Here is a 22,883-nt window from a genome sequence, read left to right as displayed (position 1 = left end):
ATTACCGTTCTACCTGCCGTGGGGCCGGTATGCGGGCGCCTTCGCGGACCCGCTGGGTTCGAGTGTGCGCAACAGCGGCATCACTCGGAACGGCACGACCTGCGACAACACCATCACGCTGGTGGACCGCGTGATGATCGACGACCGGTTCAGGTCGATGAGGGTCTGCTGTAAGCCGAGATGGGAGTCGGCGGCGATACGGCACAGAATATCTCCGGTTCCCGTGGTGGCAAACGCTTCCAACACCCCTGGAATCGATTCCAGCGCTTCACGTATCGTCTCGAGCGCCCCTTGTGCGATCTCCATTGTGACGAAAGCCTGCACCACGAACCCTGCGGCGGCGAGGTCGAGTCGTGGCTCGTACCCAGCGATCAGGCCGCCGTCCTCGAGCCGCCGCAGGCGGGCGGATCCGGTGGCACGGGCGACGCGGAGTCGCCGCGAGAGTTCCAGTACCCCGATCTTGGGATCGGTGTGGAGGACTTCGAGTAGCGCGAAATCCAACTCGTCGAGTTGCAGGACCTCGCGCATGATCATTCCTTCCCGGCAGGTTTCGGAATCTGTGCCGATTGTATAGCTGAACCGGTGAGGTGCTTGTTTTTCGAGTCTGCTCGTTCAGTTCACCGACACGAGATTGCATCCTCCTCCGCGAGGGTTTCTCCTGGTCGTATCCGACGAAGATCACCAGCGCGCTCGCGGCAGGAGAAGGCCATGACTCTCGAACGGGACCTCACCGACACCGAGCGACTCGCTCGTCTCGACCCGGACGAATTACGCAGGCTCGTCGGGTCGATCGAGTACGACGCCGCACACGATCCCTTCCCGGTGAGCGGCTGGGATGCGGTCGAGTGGGTGGTAGGGAACGCGACGCAGGCCGTGCACTTCTACCAGTCCGCGTTCGGTATGGAGTTGGTCGCGTACTCCGGGCCCACCACAGGAAACAGCGATCATCATTCCTACGTGTTACGGAGCGGCGCAGTGCGCTTCGTGATCAGCGGAGCAGTCGATCCGGACAGTCAGCTGGCCGACCGTCATCGGCTGCACGGAGACGGTGTCGTCGACATCGCGCTGCAGGTCCCGGATGTCGACGCATGCATCCGGCATGCTCGCGCACAGGGCGCGACCATCCTGGACGAGCCGCACGACGTCACCGACGAGTACGGCACGGTTCGTCTTGCCGCCATCGCGACATACGGCGACACCCGGCACACGCTCGTCGATCGATCGCGGTACTCGGGCGTCTACCTGCCCGGATACGTCGAACGCACCTCCTCCTTCGGGGGGCGTGGAGACACGGCGACGCGGATGTTCGAGGCGCTCGATCACGTTGTCGGAAATGTCGAGCTCGGGCGTATGGACGAATGGGTCGATTTCTATCGCCGCGTCATGGGTTTCACGAACATGGCCGAGTTCATCGGCGACGACATCGCCACCGACTACTCGGCTCTGATGAGCAAGGTGGTGTGCAACGGCAATCACCGTGTGAAGTTCCCGCTCAACGAGCCGGCGTTGGCGAGGAAGCGCTCGCAGATCGACGAGTACCTCGACTTCTACCGGGGTCCCGGAGCCCAGCACCTCGCATTGGCGACCCGCGACATCCTTGCCGCGGTGGACCGTATGCGCGATCAGGGCATCGAATTCCTCCCCACGCCTGATGCGTACTACGAGGACCCGGAATTGCGCGCACGGATCGGGGCCGTCCGGGTTCCGATCGAGGAGTTGAAAAGCCGTGGTGTCCTTGTGGATCGCGACGAGGACGGCTACCTGCTCCAGATCTTCACCAAACCGGTGGGCGACCGCCCGACGGTGTTCTTCGAATTGATCGAGCGACACGGTTCGGCCGGGTTCGGCAAAGGCAACTTCAAAGCTCTGTTCGAGGCGATCGAGCGGGAGCAGGCGGCGCGGGGGAACTTCTGACGACGCCTGCGAGACGCTCGATCACGGAGGCGGAGCTGGGGGTGGCTTCGAGACGACTCCGCGCACCGCGAGTTCGAGCGTGTGCACAGCCAGTGGGTCGGCGACGCTGTCCGCCCGGAGCAGCAGCGCGGCGGGAAGATCGACCACACAGTATTTGATCACCGTGACCGCGGATCGGTCGTCCCTGCCCCAATGCTCGTGTGCGAGCCGGGTGAGCAGCGCGGTGAGAGTCCGCTGCAGTTCGACCAGTTCGTGGCGGCGCGACTCGGCAAGGTCCGGGGTGACGAGGTCGTCGAGTGTCACCGCGAGCAGTAGTTGAGCGCCCAGTTCGTCGCTCGCCGCATAGGTGGCCGGCGCGGTTGCCGCCGCGACGACAGCGTCTGTCGAACCCGCTGTGACAAGGCTTGTTTCGACCGCATGGCGTTGGAACTCGAGGAACCTCGACGCCTCGCGTGCCCACACGGCCGCGAGAAGTCCGTCCCGTGAACCGAACGCGTTGTAGATGGCCCCGTTCGAGACTCCTGCGGCGTCGCTGAGGCCGCGGATGGTCACCCCGGCGGCGCCTCGGCGAACCCACAACTTCCGCGCGTGATCGAGCAGTTCGTCGAGATCGTGTCGGCGAGGTCGTCCCACTGTGCCCCTGAAGGTCGGTTGTCTCTGGTGCTGCCGCGGCGCACTCAGCCCATCGGCTGCCGAAGTGCCTCGACCACGGAGCTGAACATCGTCTGCTTGATCGCACCGAGGGTATTGCGGTCTTTTCCGGCGAGTGGGCGCACGATGTCGGACGCGGCGGACTGCAGAGTGTCGAGGTCGGCGGTGGCGTCGACGAGACCGTCCTCGTGCGCTTGCGGCCCGGGATAGCGATGCCCGGTGGTCATCGCGGTCAGTCCCGTCCGAGGGGAAAGCTTGCTGGTGATCAGAGCAGACATGCCGGGCGTGAACGGAATGTGGATGTCGACCTCCGGGAAACACAGGTAACCGCGGTCGTCTCGCATGACCCGGTAGTCGTGTGCGACGGCGAGCATCGCGCCCGCGCCGAAGGCATGTCCGTTGATCGCGGCCACGGTCGGAAAGGGGAGGGTGAGGACGCGCGCGAACAATGCGTGCACCCGGTCGACGTACGAGGCGTACTCGTCGAGGTGCTGTCCGAGCCAGTCGAGGTCCAGGCCGTTCGAGTAGAACTTGCCCTCCCCGACGGTGACCAGCGCGGCGGGTTCGGTGGTGCCTTCGAGTTCGTCGAGGCACTCGCTGACGGACGTGAGCCACTCCGGACCGAAGCGGTTCTCGTCGTCTCCGAGGTTCAGGGTCCAGATCGGACCTTCTCGAACGATCGATGGCATGGCACGACTCCCTTCCGTAGGCATGTTCCCCACTGGGTGACGGAACACGGAGACAGTAACAGAGCACACGCTCTGAAACTGCTCGCCGCTACGACCGTGGGAGCCGGCTGAGCTGAACCCGAAGTGCCCGTTCGGTCTCCCGGATCGCGGTGTCGACGATCGGCTCGATGAGTTTGCCGAGGGCGCGTCCCGCGAGACCGCCCGGAAGTTGATAGGCGAAATCGACGTCGAGGCGCGAGGTTCCTCCGCTGATCTCGGCGAACGTCCACGACGATGCCGACCGGATGCCGGCAACGGACTCCAGCACGATGGAACGCCCGTACTCCCATTCGACGACCTGCACCCGGGAGTCGAGGCTTCGGGGCCCGAGACGCATGGAGGCGTCGAAGAGTGCACCCAGGCCGCTGACCTGCTTACCCACCGGCTGGAAGCGGGTGACACCGAACATCCAGTCGGGGACGGTGCGGTGATCGTCGACGTAGGTGAACGCACGGTCTGCGGGTATCTCGGCGGTCGCGCTGTGGCGGAGGTGGATCATTGCACGGGTCCTTCGAGGAGTGAGTGCGACGGAGGGTACGGCTTTGCGTATCGCCGGGACGGGGGGAATCCCGAATTCGCTGCCCGATCGCGGTAACAGTGCTTGACTTCGGCGTGACGCATATCACAATTATCCTGCGCAGGAGGCCACAGTGAAGACGAAAGCGGCAGTGATCAAGGGAATCGACCGCCCGTGGGAGATCGAAGAGATCGATCTGGGTGACCCGGTGGCCGGTGAGGTGCAGGTCCGGCTCGCGGCCTCCGGGCTGTGTCACTCGGACGAGCATCTTCGCACCGGCGCGACCCCGCTTCCGTTCTTTCCGGTAGTAGGCGGGCACGAGGGCGCCGGCGTCGTCACCAAAGTGGGGCCGGGCGTGACGACCCTCGAGGAGGGTGACCATGTGGTCCTCGCGTTCATCCCTGCATGCGGCCGCTGCCGGGCATGCGCCAAGGGATTGCAGAACCTCTGCGACGAGGGAGCAGGGTTGCTTACCGGGCAGGCGATCTCGGACAAGACCTATCGCGTGGGCTTGAACGGCGACCCGGTGTTGCAGATGTGCCTGCTGGGGACGTTCGCTCCGTATGTCACCGTCAACGAGGCTTCGGTCATCAAGATCGAGAAGGATATTCCGCTCGAGAAGGCCGCGCTCCTCGGCTGTGGTGTGGCCACCGGGTGGGGTTCGGCCACCGAGATCGGTGGTACCAAGCTCGGCGACACCGTCGTGGTCGTGGGTATCGGGGGCGTCGGCATCAATTCGGTGCAGGGCGCAGCCCACGCGGGTGCCCGATTCGTCGTCGCGGTCGATCCGGTCGAGTACAAGCGGCAGAAGGCCAAGGATTTCGGCGCCACGCACACCTTCGGGTCTCTCGAGGAAGCGGCGCCGGTTATCGGCGAGATCACTTGGGGTGCAATGGCAGACGTCACCATCATCACCGTCGGTGAGATCCACGGCGACATCATCGCGCCCGCACTCGGGGTGACGGCGAAGGGCGGACAGGTAGTCGTCGTAGGCATGGGCAACGCTGCCGACACGCAGGTGACACTGAGTCTGTTCGAACTGACTCTGCTTCAGAAGAGGTTGCAGGGAGCCATCTTCGGCGGCACCGGGCCACGCTCGCAGATTCCGAAGCTGCTCAACCTCTACCGCAACAAGCAACTCGACCTCGACGGCCTGGTCACCGCTACCTACAAACTCGAGGACATCAACCAGGGTTACGCCGACATGCGTGACGGCAAGAACCTGCGCGGCGTCATTCTGTACGGCGACGACGACTACTGACCTCTCCCGTCCGGCGTAGGTGCCGGGGACCGTCCCTTACGGTGTTGTCCATGGACATGCACGAGGATCCGGTCTCCGGCGACGTCGGGTCGTGGCGTCACTACGGGCCACCGACTCTGCCGAAACCTCTTGCGGCAGCCCTCGAGGCATTCGCCGAACGAGGCTACGACGGAACCTCGATTCGGGAGATCGCGTCGCGGTCCGGATTGTCGGTCCCAGGTCTGTACCACCATTACCCGTCGAAGCAGGCGTTGCTCGTCTCGCTCACCACTACGGTCATGCACGACCTGCTCGACCGGAGCCGGCGCGCACTCGCCGAGGCCGGCCCGACGCCGTGGGAACGATTCGACGCCGTCGTCGAATCACTGCTGCGTTTCCATATGGTCCGTCGTGACCAGGCGTTCGTGGCGTCCACCGAGATGCGCAGTATGGAGCCGGCAGCTCGTGCGGCATTCGTCGCTCTGCGCGACGAGCAGCAGCGCATGATGGACGAGATCGTCGCGGACGGTTTCGCCGTCGGGGTGTTCACCACTCCGTTCCCGAAGGACGCGAGCAGGGCGGTGACGACGATGTGCGTCGGTGTTGCGGGCTGGTACCGCCCGGACGGCCCGCTTTCTCCCGACGAGATCGTCGATCGGTATCTGGTCATCGCCCGGAACACCGTCGGGGCGCGGTAGGAGGGGGTTGACCCGATTCACGCGGTATGCCACGGTGACATGCACCGAGCGATCGTTCGGTCGGTGGTGGAAGGAGTTCAGTATGGCGGTAGACCTGTCCTACCCGGAGCACGTCCAGGATCTCGTCACCCGAACCGAGGCGTTCGTCCGCGGCGAAGTGCTTCCCTTGGAAGACGCGCACCGGGGCGATATCGCGGCGGCCGGAGGCGACGCTGCACGGGCGACGTTGCAGGCAGCCGCCAAGGCGGCCGGTGTGTTCGCGCCGCACGCTCCGGTCGAGTACGGCGGGCAGGGCCTCGGCATGGCCGACCGCGCCCCCGTGTTCGAAGCGGCGGGCTACTCGCTGTTCGGTCCGGTCGCGTTGAACATCGCCGCACCCGACGAGGGCAATGTGCACATGCTCGCCCATATCGCCGACGACGAGCAGAAGCGCCGGTTCCTCGCGCCGCTCGCCGCGGGTGACGTACGCTCCGCTTTCGCCATGACCGAACCGGCGCCCGGCGCAGGCGCCGACCCGAACGCGCTCACCACCCGCGCCGAGAAGGTATCCGGTGGCTGGAAGATCAACGGGCGCAAGCATTTCATCACCGGTGCCGACGGTGCCGGATTCTTCATCATCATGGCGCGCACCTTCGGGGAACCGGGGCAGCGGGGTGGCGCCACGATGTTCCTCGCTCCTGCGGCTTCCGGCGGACTGAAGGTCGGCCGCCACATCGACACTCTCGACAAGTCGATGATCGGCGGCCACTGCGAAGTCGACTTCGAGGACCTGTTCGTTCCCGACTCCGCCGTGCTCGGCGAGGTGGACCAGGGTTTCGCCTATGCCCAGGTGCGACTCGGCCCGGCCCGTATGACGCACGTGATGCGCTGGCTCGGCGCCGCGCGGCGCGGCCACGATACGGCGGTGCGGTACGTTGCCGCTCGCGAAGGTTTCGGTTCGAAACTCGGTGACCTCGGCATGATCCAGAAGATGGTCGCCGACAACGAGATCGATATCGCTGCGACGCGTGCGCTGCTGGTCCGGGCGTGCTGGGAACTCGATCAAGGGTCTCACGCGGCCGATGCCACCTCCATCGCCAAGACATTCGCTGCCGAGGCCATCTTCCGTATCGTCGACCGCTCGGTACAGATGTGCGGCGGCCTCGGCGTCTCCGAAGATCTCCCTCTCGCCAGGCTTTCGCGGGAGGTCCGCCCGTTCCGCATTTACGACGGTCCGTCCGAGGTGCACCGTTGGGCGATCGCCAAGCGGGCCATCGGCGCCGCTCGCAAGGCAGCCGCAGCTCGAGGCGTCGCCCGATGACCACGGCGCACAGAGGGCTGGATCTCGTTGCCCTCGATCGCTTCCTGAGAGACAACGGCGTTCCGGTCGACGGAGAACTGCGCGCAGAGCTGATCTCCGGAGGTAAATCGAATCTCACGTACGGCATCCTCGACGGGACATCCCACTGGGTGCTGCGTCGCCCGCCCACCGCGGGACTGACTCCGTCGGCACATGACGTCGCTCGTGAATATCGCATCACCTCGGCTCTCCAAGGCAGTGCGGTGCCGGTCGCGCGCACCATTGCACTGTGCGAGGACGAATCGGTGATGGGCGCGTCCTTCACCGTGGTCGAGCACGTGAGCGGGCGCGTGGTACGCAGCAAGGCCGACCTCGATTCGCTCGGTGACGATGAAGTCGTCCGCTGCACCGAGGAACTCGTGCGCGTCATCGCCGCCCTTCACGACGTCGACTACGAGGCTGTAGGGCTGAGCGGATTCGGCCGTCCCGACGGTTATGTCACCCGCCAGGTGAAGCTGTGGGCCGGTCAATGGGGCAGGGTGAAGACACGCGAGCTATCGGACGTCGACCGACTGCACGCCGTTCTCGCCGACTCGATTCCGGCATCACCCACCGCGTCGATCGTGCACGGCGACTACCGCATCGACAACACCATCCTCGACTCCCACGATCCCGGACGAGTTGCGGCCGTGGTCGATTGGGAACTCTCTACGCTCGGCGATCCGCTGACCGACCTCGCCATGATGTGTGTGTACCGCCACCCCGCGCTCGATCAGGTACTCGGATTCCCGGCCGCGTGGACCAGCGATCGACTGCCGTCCGCAGACGATCTCGTCCAGCAGTACGCGGTCGCTTCGGGACGCGAGATCGCGCACTGGAACTTCTATATGGGCCTGGCGTACTTCAAGCTGGCCGTCATCGCCGAAGGCATCAATCACCGCTGGCGGGCGGGCGCGACCGTCGGAGACGGTTTCGATCGTGCGGGCGAGGCTGTACCCGCGCTCGTCGCGGCCGGACTGGAATCTGTAAAGGGGCCGGCCTCGTGACCGCGAGTGCGCTGGTGACAGGAGCGACGAGGGGGATCGGGCTCGGGGTCGCCACCCGTCTGGCGGACCGCGGTGTCTCGCTGACCGTTTCGGCGCGTCACGCCGAACGGCTCGCGGAGGTCGCGGTGCAACTCCGCGAAGCGGGAGCGAAGGAGGTGCGCACGGTCGCGGCCGATCTTGCGCACCCGGAAGCGCCGGCCCGGATCGTCGCTGCCCACGCGGAAGCCTACGGATCGATGAAGGCGCTGATCCTCAACGCCGGCGTCGGGACCGCCGGTGCCATCGCGGAGTTCCCGGCACGCCGCTTCGACAAGACCGTGGCCGTCAACCTCAACGCGCCGTTCGCGTTGATGCAGGCGGCGTTGCCGTTGCTGCGGTCCGGCGCAGCGGCCGATCCCGGACGCGGCGCCAAGGTGATCGCGCTCGCGTCGATCGCCGGCGTGTATGCCGAAGCCGGACTCGCCGCGTACGGTGCGACGAAAGCCGGGCTGATCTCGCTGGTGGAGACCCTCAATGCCGAGGAATCGGGCAACGGTGTCACGGGCTCGGCGATTGCCCCCGGCTACGTCGATACCGACATGTCCGACTGGATCAAGGACCGCATTCCGGCAGACGAGATGATCGAGGTAGGTGATGTCGTCGAACTCGTCGATGCCCTGCTGAAGCTGTCGTCGCGCGCGGTGCTGCCGCGACTGGTGGTGAGTCGCGCGGGGGCGAGTCTGTACGGCGCCTGATCGGGCAGCCGAAGCGAAAACTGCGCGCGCGTAACGGGTTTCTCGTGCAAGATGTGCGTTATGCCTGCAGCCGATTCTCGGAATTCCCCTCTGAAACAGGTTCGTAGAACACTTGTTTTCGCCTCGGTCTGCATCGGCTCGGCATTGGCGCAATGTGCCGTCGCCGCCGCGTCGGTGACCATCCCGTTCCAGATCGATCCTGCCCCGTTCGGGAATCCGAACGGAAGCTTCGACGTGCCGCCGATCCGATGCGCCGCGGTGGTCGGCGAACAACCCGGCGCAGTGACGATCACCGGCGGGAAGGAGGGGCGGTGGGGGTGCCCGCTGTCTTCCACCGTGAACTGGCTGAATCTGTCGACGGGCGCGTCGGGCTCCGCCCAGTTGTCGGACGGGCTGCACGGATTTCCTGCCCAGGCGACACTGGAGACCGGGTCCGGGCAGGTTGCGGTCACCGTCATACCCGGGCACGGGCTCGCGACGCCGGGTGTCGCGGCGTTCTACGTTCCGTAGGTCGGGCGACGGGTTCCGAGTCGACCTGCTGTGCGGCGGTCTCGCGCTCGTCGCCGGGGAACTCCCGAGTCTCCGGACCGGTCGCGACTTACTCCTCCGTGTTCTCCTTCTCTTCGCCGCGCCGACGGAGGAAGTCGAATCCGGGCACTCCGGTGATGGCCTGCCGGAGGTCCTTGACGACGCCGAGCAACTCGTGGATCTCGGGCGAGACGGTGTCGAGTGTCCCGAGAATCGGCATGATCATGTTCATCCGGTCGGCCAGTTCGGGTAGCCGATCGAGCATGACGATGGCCGCGTGTACTTCTTCCGGCGACAGCTCTTCGACGAACTGGGAAGCGAGTGGCGCAGCCTTCCGCGCGAGGGGTTCGTAGGTGTCGAGTAGTTCGCCGGCGAGGTCGGCGCTGCGGCCGGCCGATTCGATGATCGTCTGGGCCTGGGTAGCAACCGTGCCGACTTCTCCGACGATGGTGGTGGCCTGGGTAGCGACCGTGCCGACCTGCCCGACGATGAGCTGGGCTTGCTCGGCGACAGCGTCGGCTTGTGCGACGACCGAGCGCGTGGACCCGATGATCGCGTTGGCTTGGGCGACGGCATCTGCGGCCTCGGTGACCACCGCATCGACCCGGCGGACGAGTGACTCGACGTTGTCGAGCAATGCCTCCGCGCGGGCGGGCACGGACACCGCGAAGGTGGCTGTAGCGACCGTCCGCTCGACCACCGTGCGAGTGACGTCCAGAAGGGATCCGACGAGAGGGACAACGGGTAAGGCGATCATCAGGCCATCCTTCACCACGGCATACCAGGCGGGCCAGCAACCTCACGTTTCGGTCGCGCCGAGCGTCTACTCGATGTGAACCCCGCACCGGATGAAAGGATCGAACCCGTGACCGCATCGCGCACGCACGTCTTGATCGACACACCGATCGGTGAAGTGACGTTGGTGAACACCGACGGTGTTCTGTCCGGTGTGTACATGGCGGAGCACCGCCCCTCCCCGGACCGCACCTCCTTCGGCCCCCGGGTCACCGAAGGATTCGACGAGGTACGGACGCAATTGGGCGAGTATTTCGCAGGTGAACGCACACGCTTCACGTTCCCCGTCGCGCCCGCCGGTACCGAATTTCAGCGGGAGGTGTGGGCCGCATTGGCAGAGATCGAGTACGGCACCACTCGCACCTACACCTCCATTGCGGCGGCGGTGGGACGCCCCACCGCGGTCCGCGCGGTTGCTGCCGCGAACGCGCGGAATCCGCTGTGCATCGTGGTCCCGTGTCATCGGGTGATCGGGAGCAGCGGCAAGCTCACCGGCTATGCAGGTGGTCTCGAACGCAAACGGTTCCTGCTCGAGCGGGAAGCGGAAGTCCGGGAGGCGCGGGCCACTCATGCCCCGGTCTGACGCAACCGAGCGAGGGCCTCTCCCGCCGTTCGAACGGTTGGTTGCCGACCACGGCCCGACGGTACTGCGGGTGTGCAGGGCTCTGCTCGGTTTCACCGACGCAGACGACGCGTGGTCCGAGACGTTCTTGGCCGCGTTACGTGCGTATCCCGATCTGCGCCCGGGCAGCAATATCGAAGCGTGGCTGGTGACCATCGCTCACCGCAAGGCGATCGACGTACACAGGCTCCGTGGTCGCACACCCGTCCCGACGGAGACCGTCCCCGAGCGTCCCTCGACAGCAGGGCTACCCGGATCGGGGGACGACGAATTGTGGTCGGCGGTCGCGGCGTTGCCGTTCACGCAGCGCGCGGCGTTGGTCTATCACTACGTGGGCGGATTGCCGTACGCCGAGATCGGCGCGATCCTCGGCAACAGTACCGATGCGGCTCGCCGAGCCGCCGCGGACGGCCGCGAGTCACTTCGTCTCTACTATCACGCCGAAACAGGAAGTACGACATGAACTTTCCGATTCCTCCGGTAGCGACATCCGACCTGGCGTGGTTGCACGAGAAGCTCGTCGTCGACGCCGAGGCCGCCGGACTGCTGGATGTCGCGTACCGCGTCGTCGATACTCCCGTGGGCCCGTTGTTGCTGGCGTCCACCACTGTGGGGCTGGTGAAGGTGGCTTTCGTTGCGGACGGTGCAGGCGGGGTGCTCGACGAGTTGTCGCAACAGATCAGCCCTCGCATCCTCGAGGCACCTGCGCAGCTCGACGATGCGGTCCGGCAACTCGACGAGTATTTCCACGGGTCCCGAACTCGTTTCGATCTCCCTCTCGACTTCCGCCTCGCCAAGGGTTTCCGGCGCGAGGTGATCTCACACCTGAGCGACATCGGATACGGACGCACCGCCAGCTACGCGGAGGTCGCCGCGTCTGCGGGTAGCCCGCGAGCGGTACGCGCGGTAGGCACTGCGTGCGCGAAGAACCCTTTGCCTGTGCTCGTCCCGTGCCATCGTGTCGTCCGCACCGACGGAGGAATGGGCCAGTACGCCGGCGGCACCGAGGCAAAACGAATTCTGCTCCGACTCGAATCCGCTGTGTGATGGCGACGCTCCGGCTCCCGGTAGCGCTGCCGTTCGCGGTGGAGCCCTTACTGGCGACGTTGCGTCGACATGCCGTGCCGGGACACGAGCGTCACGATGCGCCGGTCGGCGCCCACTGCATCGCGATACGCACGTCGCGCGGTTCGGCGTATGCGGCAGCGAAATTGCGCCCCGATGCAGAAGAGGTGATCCTTCGCGTCGACGCTACCCACAGGAGCGACATCGAGGAAGTCGAAGCGGCAGTGCGGCGTTGGCTCGATCTCGACACCGATCCCGCGCTCGTCGACGCCGCGTTCGCGTCCGATGCGGTCCTCGCCCCGCTGGTACGGGCGCGGCCCGGACTGCGAGTCCTGGGGAGTACCGACTGGTTCACCACCGCCGTCGGCACGGTGCTGGGGCAGCAGGTGAGCGTCGGGGCAGCCGCTACCTTCGCGGGCCGCCTCGTCGCAGCCTTCGGCGACGACGCGCCGGGCGGGTTGCGTTGTTCTCCGACCCCGCAACGCCTCGTGTCTCTCGATCAGGAAGAACTTCGTGCGACGATCGGTACCACCCGATCGCGCGCACGCACGGTGCACGAGTTGGCCCGGGCCGCATGCGACGGGCTGGATCCGGAGTCGGCGTCCTTCGGTCGGGACCTCCTCGCACTACCCGGAATCGGCCCGTGGACCGTCGACTACTTGGCGTTGCGCACCGGCGACCCCGACGCTTACCCGGCCGGCGACCTCGTGCTGAGGAGGGCTCTCGGCGCCGAAACGACGCGTGAAGCTACCGCGCTCGCGGCGCAGTGGCGACCCTGGCGCGCCTACGCGGTCGCGCATCTGTGGGCGCACGCCACGTCGGATCCGGCGCCCTGAAGCGGATCAGTCGAGCGCGAAGACCGGGAATCCGGGTGCTACAGCTGCTAATTCGTCGTCTGTGGAATCCTTGGTGACACCTTCGAAGAACCGGCCCACCTCCCATCCCCAACGCTTCAGGTACTCGCGGAGTACGGGAATCTTGTCCGTGTCCGCGACTTCGGTGGCGCTGAAGGTTTCGACGCGGCGCCCGAGCCGGAGTTCTCCGGTGCCCGATGCCCGAAGATTGCGGACCCACTGCGTGTGGCCGCGCGGGGCGACGAGATAACGCGCGCCGTCGGCAGCGGTCAGAACATTGACCATGGTGGTGCGCCATTCGCCGCTCTTTCGGCCGCGCACGGCGAGCAGGCGAGAGCCGGCGACGCTGATGCCGAGCCTGGGAAGTGTGTTGAAGAACCGGTTCATGACCGAGTCCAGTCCTTTGGGGCCGATGTAGCGGGTGGAGGCATCCATGACGATTCCTTCGGCTAGTTCCGAGAGCGGTGCTCTCGAATTGATACCAGTGTGCGCGACTGCGAAGGGACAGTCAAGAGCAGTGCTCTCTGAATGGCGGCGTTGGGGCGCAGCGATCTCCGCAGCAACGAGCGCTTATTCGGAATCGTCGGCGTAGGTCGTGCGAACAGCCGTCTTCATGGGGAACCGGACCCGGGTGTTACCGAACATCAGTCGTGTGGCGACCTCCACCGAGGCGGTGATGTGCGCTGCCGCGAGCGACGGATTGCGGGTGTGCACCACGACTTCGTCGTGCTGGAAGAACACGAGTTCACCTGCGCTCGGATCAGGATCGGTGGACAGTCGCCGTCGCAGTTCAGCGAGCAGGCACAAGGCCCACTCCGCAGCGGTCGCCTGCACGACGAAGTTGCGGGTGAAACGCCCGCGAGCACGAAGGTCACCCTCGGACTGGAAACTCGACGGTGCCGGTGGGCATGCCCGTCCCAGCCAAGAATGCACGACCTCGCCGCGCTCACCCGCGCGTGCTGCGCGTTCGACGAACTCAACCGCGTCCGGGAAGCTCTTGCGGAGAACGGCGAGCAACGAGCGAGAGTCGCCGGAGGTCGCGCCGTACAGCACACCGAGCACCGCGACCTTCGCCTTCGCGCGGTCGCCGGAAAAGGCAGTGGCCGCGACAGGCGCGTAGAGGTCGTCCTCGCCGGCGGCGGCAACCATCCGGCGATCACCGGACATCGCCGCAAGGATTCTCGGTTCGAGTTGCCCCGCGTCGGCGACGACGAACGTCCATCCGGGGTCGGCAACCACGCTGGTGCGGAGTGCCTTGGGGATTTGGAGCGCGCCACCACCGCGGCTCGCCCAGCGCCCCGAGACGACGGCACCCGGAACGTAGACGGGCCGGAACCGGTTGCCGTGCACCCAGGTGTCGAGCCAGTGCCATCCGTTGGTACTGAACAGCTTCGACAGGTCGCGGTGCCGCAGCAGTAACGGTACGGCGGGATGGTCGACCTCACGCAGGATGTGCTTGCGCGTCGACGAGACGTCGATGCCTTCCCGTCGGAAGGCGTCGAGCACCTCGGTGTGCGACGCAGGATTGATCGGACGGCCGAACACCGCGCTGATTTCTTCGGTCACTTCGGCGATCCGCGCAGGCATCTCGTAACCGGTGGGCCGAGGGCCGAGTGTGCGTTCGAGGAGGCGGCGGTGGGATTCGGCGGAGAACGGCAGTCCACCGAAACCCATCTCGGCGGCGGCCAACGTCCCTGCCGATTCTGCGGCGACGAGGAGTTCCAGACGGGGATCGCCGGTGATGCGCCGACGCTGCTCGGCAAACCGCGCGACGACGGTGTCCACGTCGAGGGCGGGCGCGGCGTCGAACAGTCCGGGCCGTTCGTCGACCGGGTCGTCGGAGGGCGCGACCGGCACGCCGTCGCGCATGCTCAATATCGCGCCCGTCGTTGCCAGGTCGTGGCATCGCTGGACGCGCACACCCGCGCGGAGAAGTTCGGGGTATACCGACGACGTCGAGGTCCAGACCCATCGGGGGTGATCGGCGGCTTCGATCTCGTGCACCGCGGCAGGGAGGTCGCGGTGGTGTCGCACCGGAGCGCCGGGTGTTCCGTTCTCGTCGACGGTGACGGTACTGGCGCCGCGCACGGCACCACCACCGGCGGGATGGGGGACGACGACGGTGCGCACCGCTCAAGTGTGCCCCCCGTCGAATGCGGCTTCCACGCCGCCCGCCGACCGGTTCGCCGGGGGACCCAAGATCGGCTTCACCCCTGGTTTCACCCGGTACGGGCCGGTCGAGGGGTGGCCGCCGCGACTACGGTGATCGTGCGGAGCCCCGCCGCAACCCCGACATGCGGTGGGGTTCCGTTGCGCCGACTACCCGGTGGTGACGGTCGAGAGGGTGCGAGTGGTCCCGGGTGCATCCGGAATGCGGTGGAAGCCGCGCCGATCGTAGATCCACGTCACCACGATCCCGAGCAGCAGACCGACTCCGAGGCCGACGAGGGTCATCTTCGTGCCCTCGGCGAGGCCGGCGGAGAGATTTCCGTCGAAGTAGAGGATCGCGCGAACCGCGAGGTAGATCTGGTGCATCGGCTCGAAAGTCGCAAGCCATTCGAACAGCGGCGGCGACGCCTCGATGGGGATCGTGCCTCCCGACGAGGGGAGGCCCAGCACGACGAACAGCATCAGGTTCACGAGCAAGCCGGCCGGTCCGAACACGGACATCACCGCGAGCGAGGTGACTCCGACAGCCGTGATGGCAAGCGCTCCGTACTCCCAGAGCAGCAGCGGTCGCGCCACCGGCATCCCGAGTGCGGTGCCGATCCAGAGGTAGAGGGCGGAGACCACCAGGGCGAGCACGACCATGATGGCCCATTTGAGGAACAACACCCGCAGCCGCGACATCTTCGTGGTTTCTTTGGTGATGTAGAGCGGGCCGTACTCGGTGGGCACGAATCCCAGCGCGGAATCGACGATCGAGCTGACGATTGTCGCGCCCGTGAAACCCGCGAGGATCAGGAGGAGCGTGTAGTAGAAGGCAGACAATCCCGAACCGGTGTGCGCCGGCAGGGGTTTGTGCTCGACGGAGAGGACGTTGATCGGTTCCGCGAGGGTGAGCTTGCTGCCGCCCGAGAGCTGGAGATCGGGTGCGGTCTCCGCGAGCGTCGCGGTGACAGTTTTCGTGAGTTCTGCACCGACGGAGGTATTGACCGTGGTCATGGCTTCGTCGCCGATGATCCCCACGATTGCCGACGCGAAGGTTCCGGTGCGTGGGTTGCTGTAGACGGTGATGACGGGCTTCTCGATGTCACCGGGGACAACGCTGGCTTGCGCGAGGATCGAGGTGCGCTTGGTGAAGTCGCTCGGAATGACGATCGCGCCGTAAAGGTCGCCGCTGTCCAGCCCCTGGTGCGCAGCAGCGATTCCCATTTCCTGCAGATCGATCCGCTCGGAATCGATGCCGTCGAGAACAGCTCCGGTGATCTCTGTTCCGAGGTTGCGATGGGCGTCGGAACCCGGCATGACGTCGCCCACGTCCTGGTTGACGATCGCCATCGGGAACTCGCGCAGGTTTGCGGATGGTTCGAGCATGCTGCCGAGATAGAAGTAGCCCAAGGCGGCCATCACCGCGGTGACGACTACGAGCGGCGCCAGCCAGAAACGGGGACCGCGCAGCGTGTGCCGATGCGGATCGACCGAGGTATCGGGAAAACTCACTCCACGATTGTGCACACATGTGTGCTGATTCGTGGAACCGAGTGCTCGAGCGCACACGGGGGTGCCCGACGAGGGCTCACACGCATATGCGCTGTCGACGAGCGTCCGGCCGGACGCTGGTCAGCGGAGCAGGTCCCCGAGCGTTCGCGCTGCTGTGGTTACCGCACCGGCGAGCCGTTCTTCGTCGGTCGCGTCGAACACCGAGATACCGATCGCGGCCTGGGTGCTGCCGGGGCGCCTGGACAGCGCAGCGGAGATGCCTATCGTCGCCGAGATGATCTCGCCTGCCGAGATCGCATATCCGGCACGGCGAGCCTCGGTCACCTCGCGCCGTTCGCCTTCCTTCGGGGGTTGGGCCGCGAGGATCGCCATACCGGCGGAACCGCGGTCGATCGGGTCCAATTGACCGGGCCGAAACGCGATGTGTACGTCGGATCGCCGGGGCTCGACCACCATCATCGCTCGCACATGGGTGTCCGATTCCCGGACCACGAGGTGTGCCGTCGCTCCGACGGTGTCGGCGAGTTCTTCGAGGATCGGCCGGGCGAGTGTGCGCAGGTCCTGCTCGACCGATTCCGCCAGAGTGACCAGGCTCGCGCCCAGTGAAATGACCTTGTGCTCGTCGCGCCGGCACAACCGGTGCGCTTCGAGAGTGCGGAGGAGCCGGTGTGCCACCGTGCGGTGTACGCCGATGCCCTCGGCGATTTCCGTGATCGACATTCCGTGCGGGTGGGCGGCGAGCAACTCCAGGATCGAGAGACCGTTATGAAGCGTCTTCGACATTCCTGCATCGAGTTCCACGGGGGATCGCCCCAGTGCCTGCGGTTCTACGGTCTGTTGCCCTGCACCCGACATGTCCCCGGTTACCTCCCTTGACGTTTGTGAACTGTAACACTTACCATCATCATTAATCGCACATTGTGTGCGATTATCGCACACAAGGACGGTCCCAAGGTGGTCTCACGCAGTTGCCAGGAGGTCTCCGCGACAGTGCTCGCGGAGGTTCACCAGCTCTACGGCCGGCAGAGTCACCTCATCGACGGCGGATCGGCGCGCGAATGGGCAGAGACATTCGTAGCGGACGGGGAGTTCCACTCGCCCAGCTATCCGGCTCCCGTCGTCGGCACGGACGAACTCACGCGCTTCGCAGAGCTTTTCTTCGAGCGTGCGCGAGACGCCGGAGAAGTCCATCGCCATGTGATCACCAATGTCGACGTCGTTGCCGTCGACGACGAGACCCTGGACGTACGCGCCTACCTGCAGATCGTGGCGACGGCGCGTGGCGGAGACTCCCGTCTGGTCAGATTCACCACGATCGCGGACCACCTTGTCCGCCAGAACTATTCATGGCTCATTGCCCAACGCACCGTCCGGCGCGACGACTCCTGACACGTCCCTGTGCGCGTCGGACCACAACCGTTTCACTCTTTCGAAGGATCACGCATCATGACCGTTGACGCTCAGAACCCGGGCCGCACCGTTACCACCCCCATCGCGGCCGCGTACCCCGAGATGGCCGGTAAGACCGCCGTCATCACCGGGGCCGCGCGCGGCATGGGCGCCCAGTTCGCTCGCGGTCTGGCGACGCGGGGCGTGAATGTCGTCGGCGGCGACATCAACGACACTCAGATGAAGGAGACCGCCCAGCAGATCAACGCAGAACTGGCGACGGAGTCCCTCGTGGCCCAGCCGGGTACGGTCGTCGGTGCCCGCGTGGACGTCACCGATCCCGACGAGCACGAAGCGCTTGCGCAGGTTGCACTCCGAGAGTTCGGCCGGATCGACTTCTGGATCAACAACGCCGGCGTCTTCCCGTTCGCCCTCGTCGACGACATCACCCGCGAGCAGATCGCCTTGACCTTGGACGTCAATGTCGAGGGTGTGCTGTTCGGCGCGCAGGCGGCGTCGCGGCACATGGAACAGGGCGGGGCGATCGTCAACATGTCCTCGGTCTCTGCCCTGCGTGTCCGTAAGGGTCGTGGTGCGTACTGCACTTCGAAGGCGGCCGTTGCTCACCTCACCGAATCGTTGGCAGTCGAACTGGGCGACAAAGGTATTCGCGTCAATTCGATTGCGCCCGGGTACATCGACACCGAGATGACCCGCTGGGTCCAGGAGGATCCCGCCGCATTGGCACGCGCTCTAGACTCCGTCCCGCTCCACCGCCTCGGTGCTCCCGAAGAGGTCTTCGGCCCACTCCTGTTCCTGCTCTCGGACAGTGCGCGTTACGTCACCGGTCACTCCATCGCAGTGGACGGTGGGTCTCGGCATGTCTGACACAGTGGCGGACGCTACGACCTACCCCTCGGTCGTACTCGTCACCGGTGCGGCAGGAGGCATGGGCGCCAACCACTCCCGCGCGCTCGCCGCCCGCGGTGTTCATGTGTGCCTCGCAGATGTCGTGGATGCGGAGCCCGTAGCCGAAGAGATCAGATCAGCCGGAGGGTCCGCGTCGGCGCACACGCTCGACGTGACCGATGCCGCTGCGTGGGACCGTGTGGTCGGCGAGATCCGCTCGCTGCGTGGCGAACTCGGTGGTCTCGTCAACAACGCCGGGATCTCGCGCAGACTCGAGTTCATGGACACCCCGGACGACGTGTGGGAAACCACCATGCGTATCAACCTGTTCGGCCCCTTCCACGGGATCAAAGCCGTCGCACCCCTGATGCGCGACGGAGGCGGCGGTGCGATCGTCAACATCTCGTCGATCGCAGGGCAGATCGGTTACTTCTCTCCTGCCTATTCGTCGAGCAAGTGGGGACTGCGGGGATTGTCGAAATCCGCAGCCGGCAACTTCGCAAAGTGGGGTATCCGGGTGAACTCGGTGCATCCCGGCCTCGTCCGCACGTCGCTTCTCGAGGGTGCCGACGCATTCGTCGGCGCGGCTCTCGAGAGCATCCCGGCGGGACGGATGGCTACGGCCGACGAGGTGACCGACGCCGTCCTGTTTCTGCTGTCCGACCGCTCCAGCTACATGACCGGGAGCGAACTCACTGTCGACGGCGGTCTGACCTCGAACGGGCTGTACCACCGCATCATCAAGGAAACGGGAGACCAACTGTCATGATCGACGACGACATCATCGACGTGGTGGTGATCGGCGGCGGCGGCGCGGGGCTGGCCGCAGCAGTATCCGCGGCCGAGGCCGGCGCGAGCGTGTTGCTCTTCGAGTCGGAGACGGAGTTGGGCGGCTCGACGCAGCTGTCCGCCGGGCTGTTCACTGCGGCAGGCACCAGCGTGCAGCACGGGCTCGGTATCGAGGACAGCGCCGAGAAGTTCTTCCAGCACTACATGGATCTCAATCACTGGGTGCTCAACCCAGGCTTGGTTCGCGCCTTCTGCGACAACGCCGGTCCCACCCTCGAATGGCTTCTCGGCCTGGGACTGGAGATTCCGGCGCGGGTGTCGTCGAACGCCCACATGCCCGGGCTGTGCCAGGCCGGGGTCGAGGACGTCTGGCGCGGCCATGTCCCGAAGGACCAGGGATACGGCTTGGTGCAGACCCTCGATCGTGCGCGACGCGCACAGGGGGTCGAAGCGATCCTCGGCACCCGAGTGCAGCGCCTCCTCGTCGACGACGGACGTGTGGCCGGCGTCGTCGCGGACGACATCGAAGTGCGGGCGCACGCTGTCGTCGTCGCGTCCGGGGGTTTCGCCCAGGACCCGGACCTGCTGCAGCGTTACTACCCGTATGCCTTGCAGGCCGGCGAATCGCTATTCGTTGTCGCCGCGCCGGGTAGTCGCGGTGACCACCTGCGTTTCGGTGAGCAGGTCGGTTCCGCGATCGCCGGTGACGGCTGGGGATTGATGCTCCCGACCGCGTACTTCCAGCATCTTCACCACTGGCAGGCGGGGTTTCCGCCCAAGTCCCGGCTCTACGTCAACAAGGCGGGCCGGCGGTTCATGGACGAAGACGCGTCCTACGCGGTGTCCGGCGGCATCATGGACCTTCAGGACGGGCCGGTGTGGGCGGTATTCGACGAGAAGGCCCGTACGGAACTGCCCACCGGATACGCGGACTGGGATGCCGACCGCATCGCCGAAGAGGCGGACGCCGGGCGAACCCTGCGCGCCGATACCCTCGAGGAACTCGCGCGGCTGACGGACGTGCCGGCCGCAGCATTGGCCAGGACGGTGGAGCGCTGGAACACCCAGTTGCCCAACGGTATCGACGAGGATTTCCTGCGGAATCGGACACTCGCGAACAAGGGCTCGACGTCACATCCCGACCCGATCGCACACGCTCCCTTCTACGCAGTGCGGATGCTCCCCGCCGAACTCGTCTGCACTCACGCAGGACTCGAAATCAACAGCAATGCGGAAGTTCTCGACACAATCGGGAACGTCGTACCCGGCCTCTACGCGGCCGGTGAAGCGGGAGCCGGGATCCTCGGTCTCCGCTACGTCGGCGGCGGCAACGCCATCGCCAACGCCCTGACCATGGGCCGCATCGCCGGCCGCAACGCAGCAGGCGCCTCTGCCGCTGCTACATCCCCCGAACTGGGCGCAGTCGGCGTCTGACGCCGGCCATCCCCCGAATCACATAAGGACACACCATGCTCGGATCCGACACGGCACTTGCCGTGGAAAGTCCCCCGGTCGCAGAGCCCGCGCAGCCCAAGCAGTCGACGGCGAAGGTCATCCGCGCCGCCGTGGTCGGCACCGTCGTCGAATACTACGACTTCGGTATCTACGGCTACATGGCGACGATGGTCGCCACCCTGTTCTTCGTCTCCGAGGACGAAACCGCAGCACTGCTCGGAACGTTCGCGGCATTTGCCGTCGCGTTCTTCCTCCGGGTACCGGGTGGAATCTTCTTCGGACACATCGGCGACAAGTACGGCCGGAAGACCGCGCTGTCCTGGACGATCCTGCTGATGGTCGTGGCCACCGCAGCCATGGGCTTGATGCCCACTTACGCGACACTCGGCGTGTGGGCCACGGCGCTGCTGGTGCTCGCCCGGTGTCTGCAGGGCTTCGCCGCGGGCGGCGAACTCAGCGGCGCCAACGCGTTCGTCTCCGAGTCCGCCCCGGCTCGCTGGCGTGCGACGCAGACATCCCTCGTCAACAGCGGCACGTATCTCGGTTCCCTCGTCGCTTCCCTTGTCGCCCTTGGTATCACGTCGGTTTTCACCGAAGAGCAGATCCTCGAATGGGCGTGGCGTGTCCCGTTCCTGCTCAGCGTCGTCATCGGTGTGGTCGGTGTCTGGATCCGGAACCATCTCGAGGACACGCCGCAGTTCGAGGAACTCGCGGACAAAGGTGAGACCAAGAAGCTTCCGTTCGTCGAACTGCTGAAGACCTCGGGTGGCAGCGTCGTCAAGATCGTCATGCTCGGCGCGCTCATCGTCGGTGGCTACTACATCGCCTCGGTGTACGCGGCGACCTACCTGCAGACCGAGGGCGGGCAGACGAAGTCGGTGTCCTTCCTGTCGACTTCGCTCGCACTGGTACTCGGTGTGATCACCCTCCCGATCGCCGGCTACATGGCCGACAAGTTCGGACGCAAGCCGGTGCTGTTCGCGGGTAGTGTGGCTTCGGCCGTGCTGGGCGTTCCGATGTTCATGTTGATGGCGGGCGGAACGATCTGGCAGGCCGTGCTCGGCCAGTCGGTGCTGTTCATCTGCGTGTCCGTCGTGAACGGTGCCTCGTTCGTCGTCTACGTCGAGATGCTCAAGGCCTCCGTGCGCTACAGCGGTATCGCGCTGGGCAACAACATCACGAACATGTGTCTCGGCGGCACCGCGCCGTTCATCGCGACCTACCTCATCGACCTCACCGGGAATTCCTTGGCGCCTGCCGGGTACTTCGTCTTCTGTGCGTTGCTCACTCTGATTGCGGTCTTCACCATCAAGGAGACCAAGGGAATCGAGTTGCGGACCGATTGACGGATCGACTCGAACGCCGGCATCCACCTCGGGTGCCGGCGTTTCGCCGTCGAGTTGATAAATATGTGAACTATATGCCGCCTGAGGTACTGTAACCGCATGTCAGCTCCCCGGGACCTCGATTACTGGTCCTTCGTCGAACTCGCGCAGGAGCGTCTGAACAGCAAGTTCGGCGATCACCATCGCAGTGCGACAGAGGTGCTCCTCACGCTCAACCGTGCGTCGGACATCGTCACCTACGATCTCGAATCCACCGTCCATCGGCCCCGTGGGCGGTCGTGGTCGGCGTACCGGCTCATGTTCGTGATCTGGCTCGCCGGTCCCATCGAGCCGAACACTGCGGCGCGGCTGACGGGCATGAGCAGGGCCGCGGTATCGAACCTCGCGAAACCCCTGGTAGAGGCCGGTCTGCTGCAAAAGGCCGCGGTCGCTCACGATGCGCGGTCCGTGCAGTTGTCGCTCACTCCCGAAGGGGAGGACGAAATCGTCGAGGTCTTCGCCGCGCAGAACGAGCGCGAAGCGGCATGGGTCGATGTGCTGTCCGAAACCGAGCAACAGATCCTCGTGATGCTCTTGAACAAGCTGATTACGAACCGCAGCCAGTTCGACGTGCGCGGACGCAACTGAGCGAGGTATCCGGCTTCTTTGTGGTTGCGCTCAC

At 65.7% G+C, this 22,883-nt stretch carries 26 protein-coding genes; 17 read left to right on the top strand and 9 right to left on the bottom strand.

Annotation, left to right across the window (positions count from 1 at the left end; all coding sequences use genetic code 11):
- Nucleotides 1-9 precede the first annotated feature (9 nt).
- Complete coding sequence (locus RDCOP1_RS11510) at nucleotides 10-528, bottom strand: Lrp/AsnC family transcriptional regulator (protein ID WP_072700757.1); 519 nt, start codon at nucleotides 526-528, stop codon at nucleotides 10-12.
- A 180-nt stretch (nucleotides 529-708) separates the two neighbouring features.
- On the opposite strand from RDCOP1_RS11510, the gene hppD reads away from it, so the two are divergent.
- The gene (gene hppD, locus RDCOP1_RS11505) at nucleotides 709-1,914 is read left to right on the top strand and encodes a 4-hydroxyphenylpyruvate dioxygenase (RefSeq protein WP_072700594.1); all 1,206 of its coding nucleotides are present in this window, start codon (nucleotides 709-711) and stop codon (nucleotides 1,912-1,914) included.
- Nucleotides 1,915-1,935: 21 nt separating this feature from the next.
- Here hppD and RDCOP1_RS11500 read toward each other — a convergent pair whose 3' ends face one another.
- From RDCOP1_RS11500 to RDCOP1_RS11490, 3 genes are all read right to left on the bottom strand, one after another.
- Nucleotides 1,936-2,547 carry a TetR/AcrR family transcriptional regulator gene (locus RDCOP1_RS11500; RefSeq protein ID WP_072700592.1) on the bottom strand — a complete coding sequence of 204 codons (612 nt, stop codon included), beginning with the start codon at nucleotides 2,545-2,547 and terminating at the stop codon, nucleotides 1,936-1,938.
- Nucleotides 2,548-2,591: 44 nt separating this feature from the next.
- Nucleotides 2,592-3,254, bottom strand: a complete 663-nt coding sequence (locus RDCOP1_RS11495) for an enoyl-CoA hydratase/isomerase family protein (protein ID WP_072700590.1) — start codon at nucleotides 3,252-3,254, stop codon at nucleotides 2,592-2,594.
- 88 nt (nucleotides 3,255-3,342) lie between these two features.
- Complete coding sequence (locus tag RDCOP1_RS11490; RefSeq protein WP_072700588.1) at nucleotides 3,343-3,792, bottom strand: SRPBCC family protein; 450 nt, start codon at nucleotides 3,790-3,792, stop codon at nucleotides 3,343-3,345.
- A 151-nt stretch (nucleotides 3,793-3,943) separates the two neighbouring features.
- Between RDCOP1_RS11490 and RDCOP1_RS11485 the strand changes: the two genes are divergently transcribed.
- The 6 genes from RDCOP1_RS11485 to RDCOP1_RS11460 all read left to right on the top strand — a co-directional run bounded on the left by RDCOP1_RS11485 (nucleotide 3,944) and on the right by RDCOP1_RS11460 (nucleotide 9,317).
- Complete coding sequence (locus tag RDCOP1_RS11485) at nucleotides 3,944-5,071, top strand: NDMA-dependent alcohol dehydrogenase (protein ID WP_072700586.1); 1,128 nt, start codon at nucleotides 3,944-3,946, stop codon at nucleotides 5,069-5,071.
- 50 nt (nucleotides 5,072-5,121) lie between these two features.
- A complete protein-coding gene (locus tag RDCOP1_RS11480) occupies nucleotides 5,122-5,748 on the top strand; it encodes a TetR/AcrR family transcriptional regulator (protein ID WP_072700584.1) in 627 nt (208 codons plus the stop codon).
- A gap of 82 nt (nucleotides 5,749-5,830) precedes the next feature.
- Nucleotides 5,831-7,048 carry an acyl-CoA dehydrogenase family protein gene (locus RDCOP1_RS11475; protein ID WP_072700755.1) on the top strand — a complete coding sequence of 406 codons (1,218 nt, stop codon included), beginning with the start codon at nucleotides 5,831-5,833 and terminating at the stop codon, nucleotides 7,046-7,048.
- Nucleotides 7,045-8,073 carry a phosphotransferase family protein gene (locus RDCOP1_RS11470; RefSeq protein WP_072700583.1) on the top strand — a complete coding sequence of 343 codons (1,029 nt, stop codon included), beginning with the start codon at nucleotides 7,045-7,047 and terminating at the stop codon, nucleotides 8,071-8,073. The genes RDCOP1_RS11475 and RDCOP1_RS11470 overlap by 4 nt, the downstream gene beginning before the upstream one ends.
- Nucleotides 8,070-8,807, top strand: coding sequence for an SDR family NAD(P)-dependent oxidoreductase (locus RDCOP1_RS11465; protein ID WP_072700581.1), 738 nt, complete (start codon nucleotides 8,070-8,072; stop codon nucleotides 8,805-8,807). Before RDCOP1_RS11470 ends, RDCOP1_RS11465 begins: the two co-directional genes overlap by 4 nt.
- Nucleotides 8,808-8,897: 90 nt before the next feature.
- Nucleotides 8,898-9,317: a hypothetical protein gene (locus tag RDCOP1_RS11460; RefSeq protein ID WP_371836826.1), complete on the top strand. Its 420-nt coding sequence runs from the start codon at nucleotides 8,898-8,900 to the stop codon at nucleotides 9,315-9,317.
- A gap of 88 nt (nucleotides 9,318-9,405) precedes the next feature.
- Here the strand turns inward: RDCOP1_RS11460 and RDCOP1_RS11455 are convergent, their stop codons facing one another.
- Nucleotides 9,406-10,092, bottom strand: a complete 687-nt coding sequence (locus tag RDCOP1_RS11455; protein WP_072700753.1) for a ribulose-1,5-bisphosphate carboxylase/oxygenase large subunit — start codon at nucleotides 10,090-10,092, stop codon at nucleotides 9,406-9,408.
- A 108-nt stretch (nucleotides 10,093-10,200) separates the two neighbouring features.
- Between RDCOP1_RS11455 and RDCOP1_RS11450 the strand changes: the two genes are divergently transcribed.
- The 4 genes from RDCOP1_RS11450 to RDCOP1_RS11435 are packed head-to-tail and all read left to right on the top strand — an operon-like array spanning nucleotide 10,201 to nucleotide 12,653.
- A complete protein-coding gene (locus RDCOP1_RS11450) occupies nucleotides 10,201-10,713 on the top strand; it encodes a methylated-DNA--[protein]-cysteine S-methyltransferase (protein ID WP_072700751.1) in 513 nt (170 codons plus the stop codon).
- Complete coding sequence (locus RDCOP1_RS11445; protein WP_072700577.1) at nucleotides 10,700-11,215, top strand: RNA polymerase sigma factor; 516 nt, start codon at nucleotides 10,700-10,702, stop codon at nucleotides 11,213-11,215. The genes RDCOP1_RS11450 and RDCOP1_RS11445 overlap by 14 nt, the downstream gene beginning before the upstream one ends.
- A complete protein-coding gene (locus RDCOP1_RS11440) occupies nucleotides 11,212-11,799 on the top strand; it encodes a methylated-DNA--[protein]-cysteine S-methyltransferase (protein ID WP_072700575.1) in 588 nt (195 codons plus the stop codon). The genes RDCOP1_RS11445 and RDCOP1_RS11440 overlap by 4 nt, the downstream gene beginning before the upstream one ends.
- Nucleotides 11,799-12,653: a DNA-3-methyladenine glycosylase family protein gene (locus tag RDCOP1_RS11435; RefSeq protein WP_072700574.1), complete on the top strand. Its 855-nt coding sequence runs from the start codon at nucleotides 11,799-11,801 to the stop codon at nucleotides 12,651-12,653. Before RDCOP1_RS11440 ends, RDCOP1_RS11435 begins: the two co-directional genes overlap by 1 nt.
- 6 nt (nucleotides 12,654-12,659) lie before the next feature.
- On the opposite strand, the gene RDCOP1_RS11430 is transcribed toward RDCOP1_RS11435, so the two are convergent.
- The 4 genes from RDCOP1_RS11430 to RDCOP1_RS11415 form a co-directional block, all read right to left on the bottom strand.
- A complete protein-coding gene (locus RDCOP1_RS11430; RefSeq protein WP_084722578.1) occupies nucleotides 12,660-13,106 on the bottom strand; it encodes a nitroreductase/quinone reductase family protein in 447 nt (148 codons plus the stop codon).
- Nucleotides 13,107-13,241: 135 nt separating this feature from the next.
- Nucleotides 13,242-14,801 (bottom strand): bifunctional 3'-5' exonuclease/DNA polymerase, encoded by a 1,560-nt coding sequence (locus tag RDCOP1_RS11425; protein ID WP_072700572.1) that lies wholly within the window; start codon nucleotides 14,799-14,801, stop codon nucleotides 13,242-13,244.
- Nucleotides 14,802-14,990: 189 nt separating this feature from the next.
- Complete coding sequence (locus tag RDCOP1_RS11420; protein WP_072700570.1) at nucleotides 14,991-16,334, bottom strand: YhgE/Pip domain-containing protein; 1,344 nt, start codon at nucleotides 16,332-16,334, stop codon at nucleotides 14,991-14,993.
- Between the two features lie 120 nt (nucleotides 16,335-16,454).
- Nucleotides 16,455-17,117, bottom strand: coding sequence for an IclR family transcriptional regulator (locus RDCOP1_RS11415; protein ID WP_111731695.1), 663 nt, complete (start codon nucleotides 17,115-17,117; stop codon nucleotides 16,455-16,457).
- Between the two features lie 171 nt (nucleotides 17,118-17,288).
- On the opposite strand from RDCOP1_RS11415, the gene RDCOP1_RS11410 reads away from it, so the two are divergent.
- From RDCOP1_RS11410 to RDCOP1_RS11385, 6 genes are all read left to right on the top strand, one after another.
- Nucleotides 17,289-17,723: a nuclear transport factor 2 family protein gene (locus RDCOP1_RS11410; protein WP_072700568.1), complete on the top strand. Its 435-nt coding sequence runs from the start codon at nucleotides 17,289-17,291 to the stop codon at nucleotides 17,721-17,723.
- Nucleotides 17,724-17,780: 57 nt separating this feature from the next.
- Nucleotides 17,781-18,611 carry an SDR family NAD(P)-dependent oxidoreductase gene (locus tag RDCOP1_RS11405; RefSeq protein WP_072700566.1) on the top strand — a complete coding sequence of 277 codons (831 nt, stop codon included), beginning with the start codon at nucleotides 17,781-17,783 and terminating at the stop codon, nucleotides 18,609-18,611.
- Entirely contained in the window at nucleotides 18,604-19,401 is a 798-nt protein-coding gene (locus RDCOP1_RS11400; RefSeq protein ID WP_072700747.1) for an SDR family NAD(P)-dependent oxidoreductase, read from the top strand. Before RDCOP1_RS11405 ends, RDCOP1_RS11400 begins: the two co-directional genes overlap by 8 nt.
- Nucleotides 19,398-20,855 (top strand): FAD-dependent oxidoreductase, encoded by a 1,458-nt coding sequence (locus tag RDCOP1_RS11395; RefSeq protein WP_239537267.1) that lies wholly within the window; start codon nucleotides 19,398-19,400, stop codon nucleotides 20,853-20,855. The genes RDCOP1_RS11400 and RDCOP1_RS11395 overlap by 4 nt, the downstream gene beginning before the upstream one ends.
- Before the next feature lie 35 nt (nucleotides 20,856-20,890).
- Nucleotides 20,891-22,222: an MFS transporter gene (locus RDCOP1_RS11390; RefSeq protein ID WP_072700564.1), complete on the top strand. Its 1,332-nt coding sequence runs from the start codon at nucleotides 20,891-20,893 to the stop codon at nucleotides 22,220-22,222.
- Nucleotides 22,223-22,321: 99 nt separating this feature from the next.
- A complete protein-coding gene (locus RDCOP1_RS11385; protein WP_072700562.1) occupies nucleotides 22,322-22,849 on the top strand; it encodes a MarR family winged helix-turn-helix transcriptional regulator in 528 nt (175 codons plus the stop codon).
- Nucleotides 22,850-22,883: the final 34 nt, after the last annotated feature.

The sequence above is a fragment of the Rhodococcus coprophilus NBRC 100603 genome (assembly GCF_001895045.1).
GTDB classification, from domain to species: domain Bacteria; phylum Actinomycetota; class Actinomycetes; order Mycobacteriales; family Mycobacteriaceae; genus Rhodococcus; species Rhodococcus coprophilus.
The sequence above is the reverse complement of the archived record's forward strand: the minus strand, read 5'-3'. Positions and strand labels throughout refer to the sequence as shown.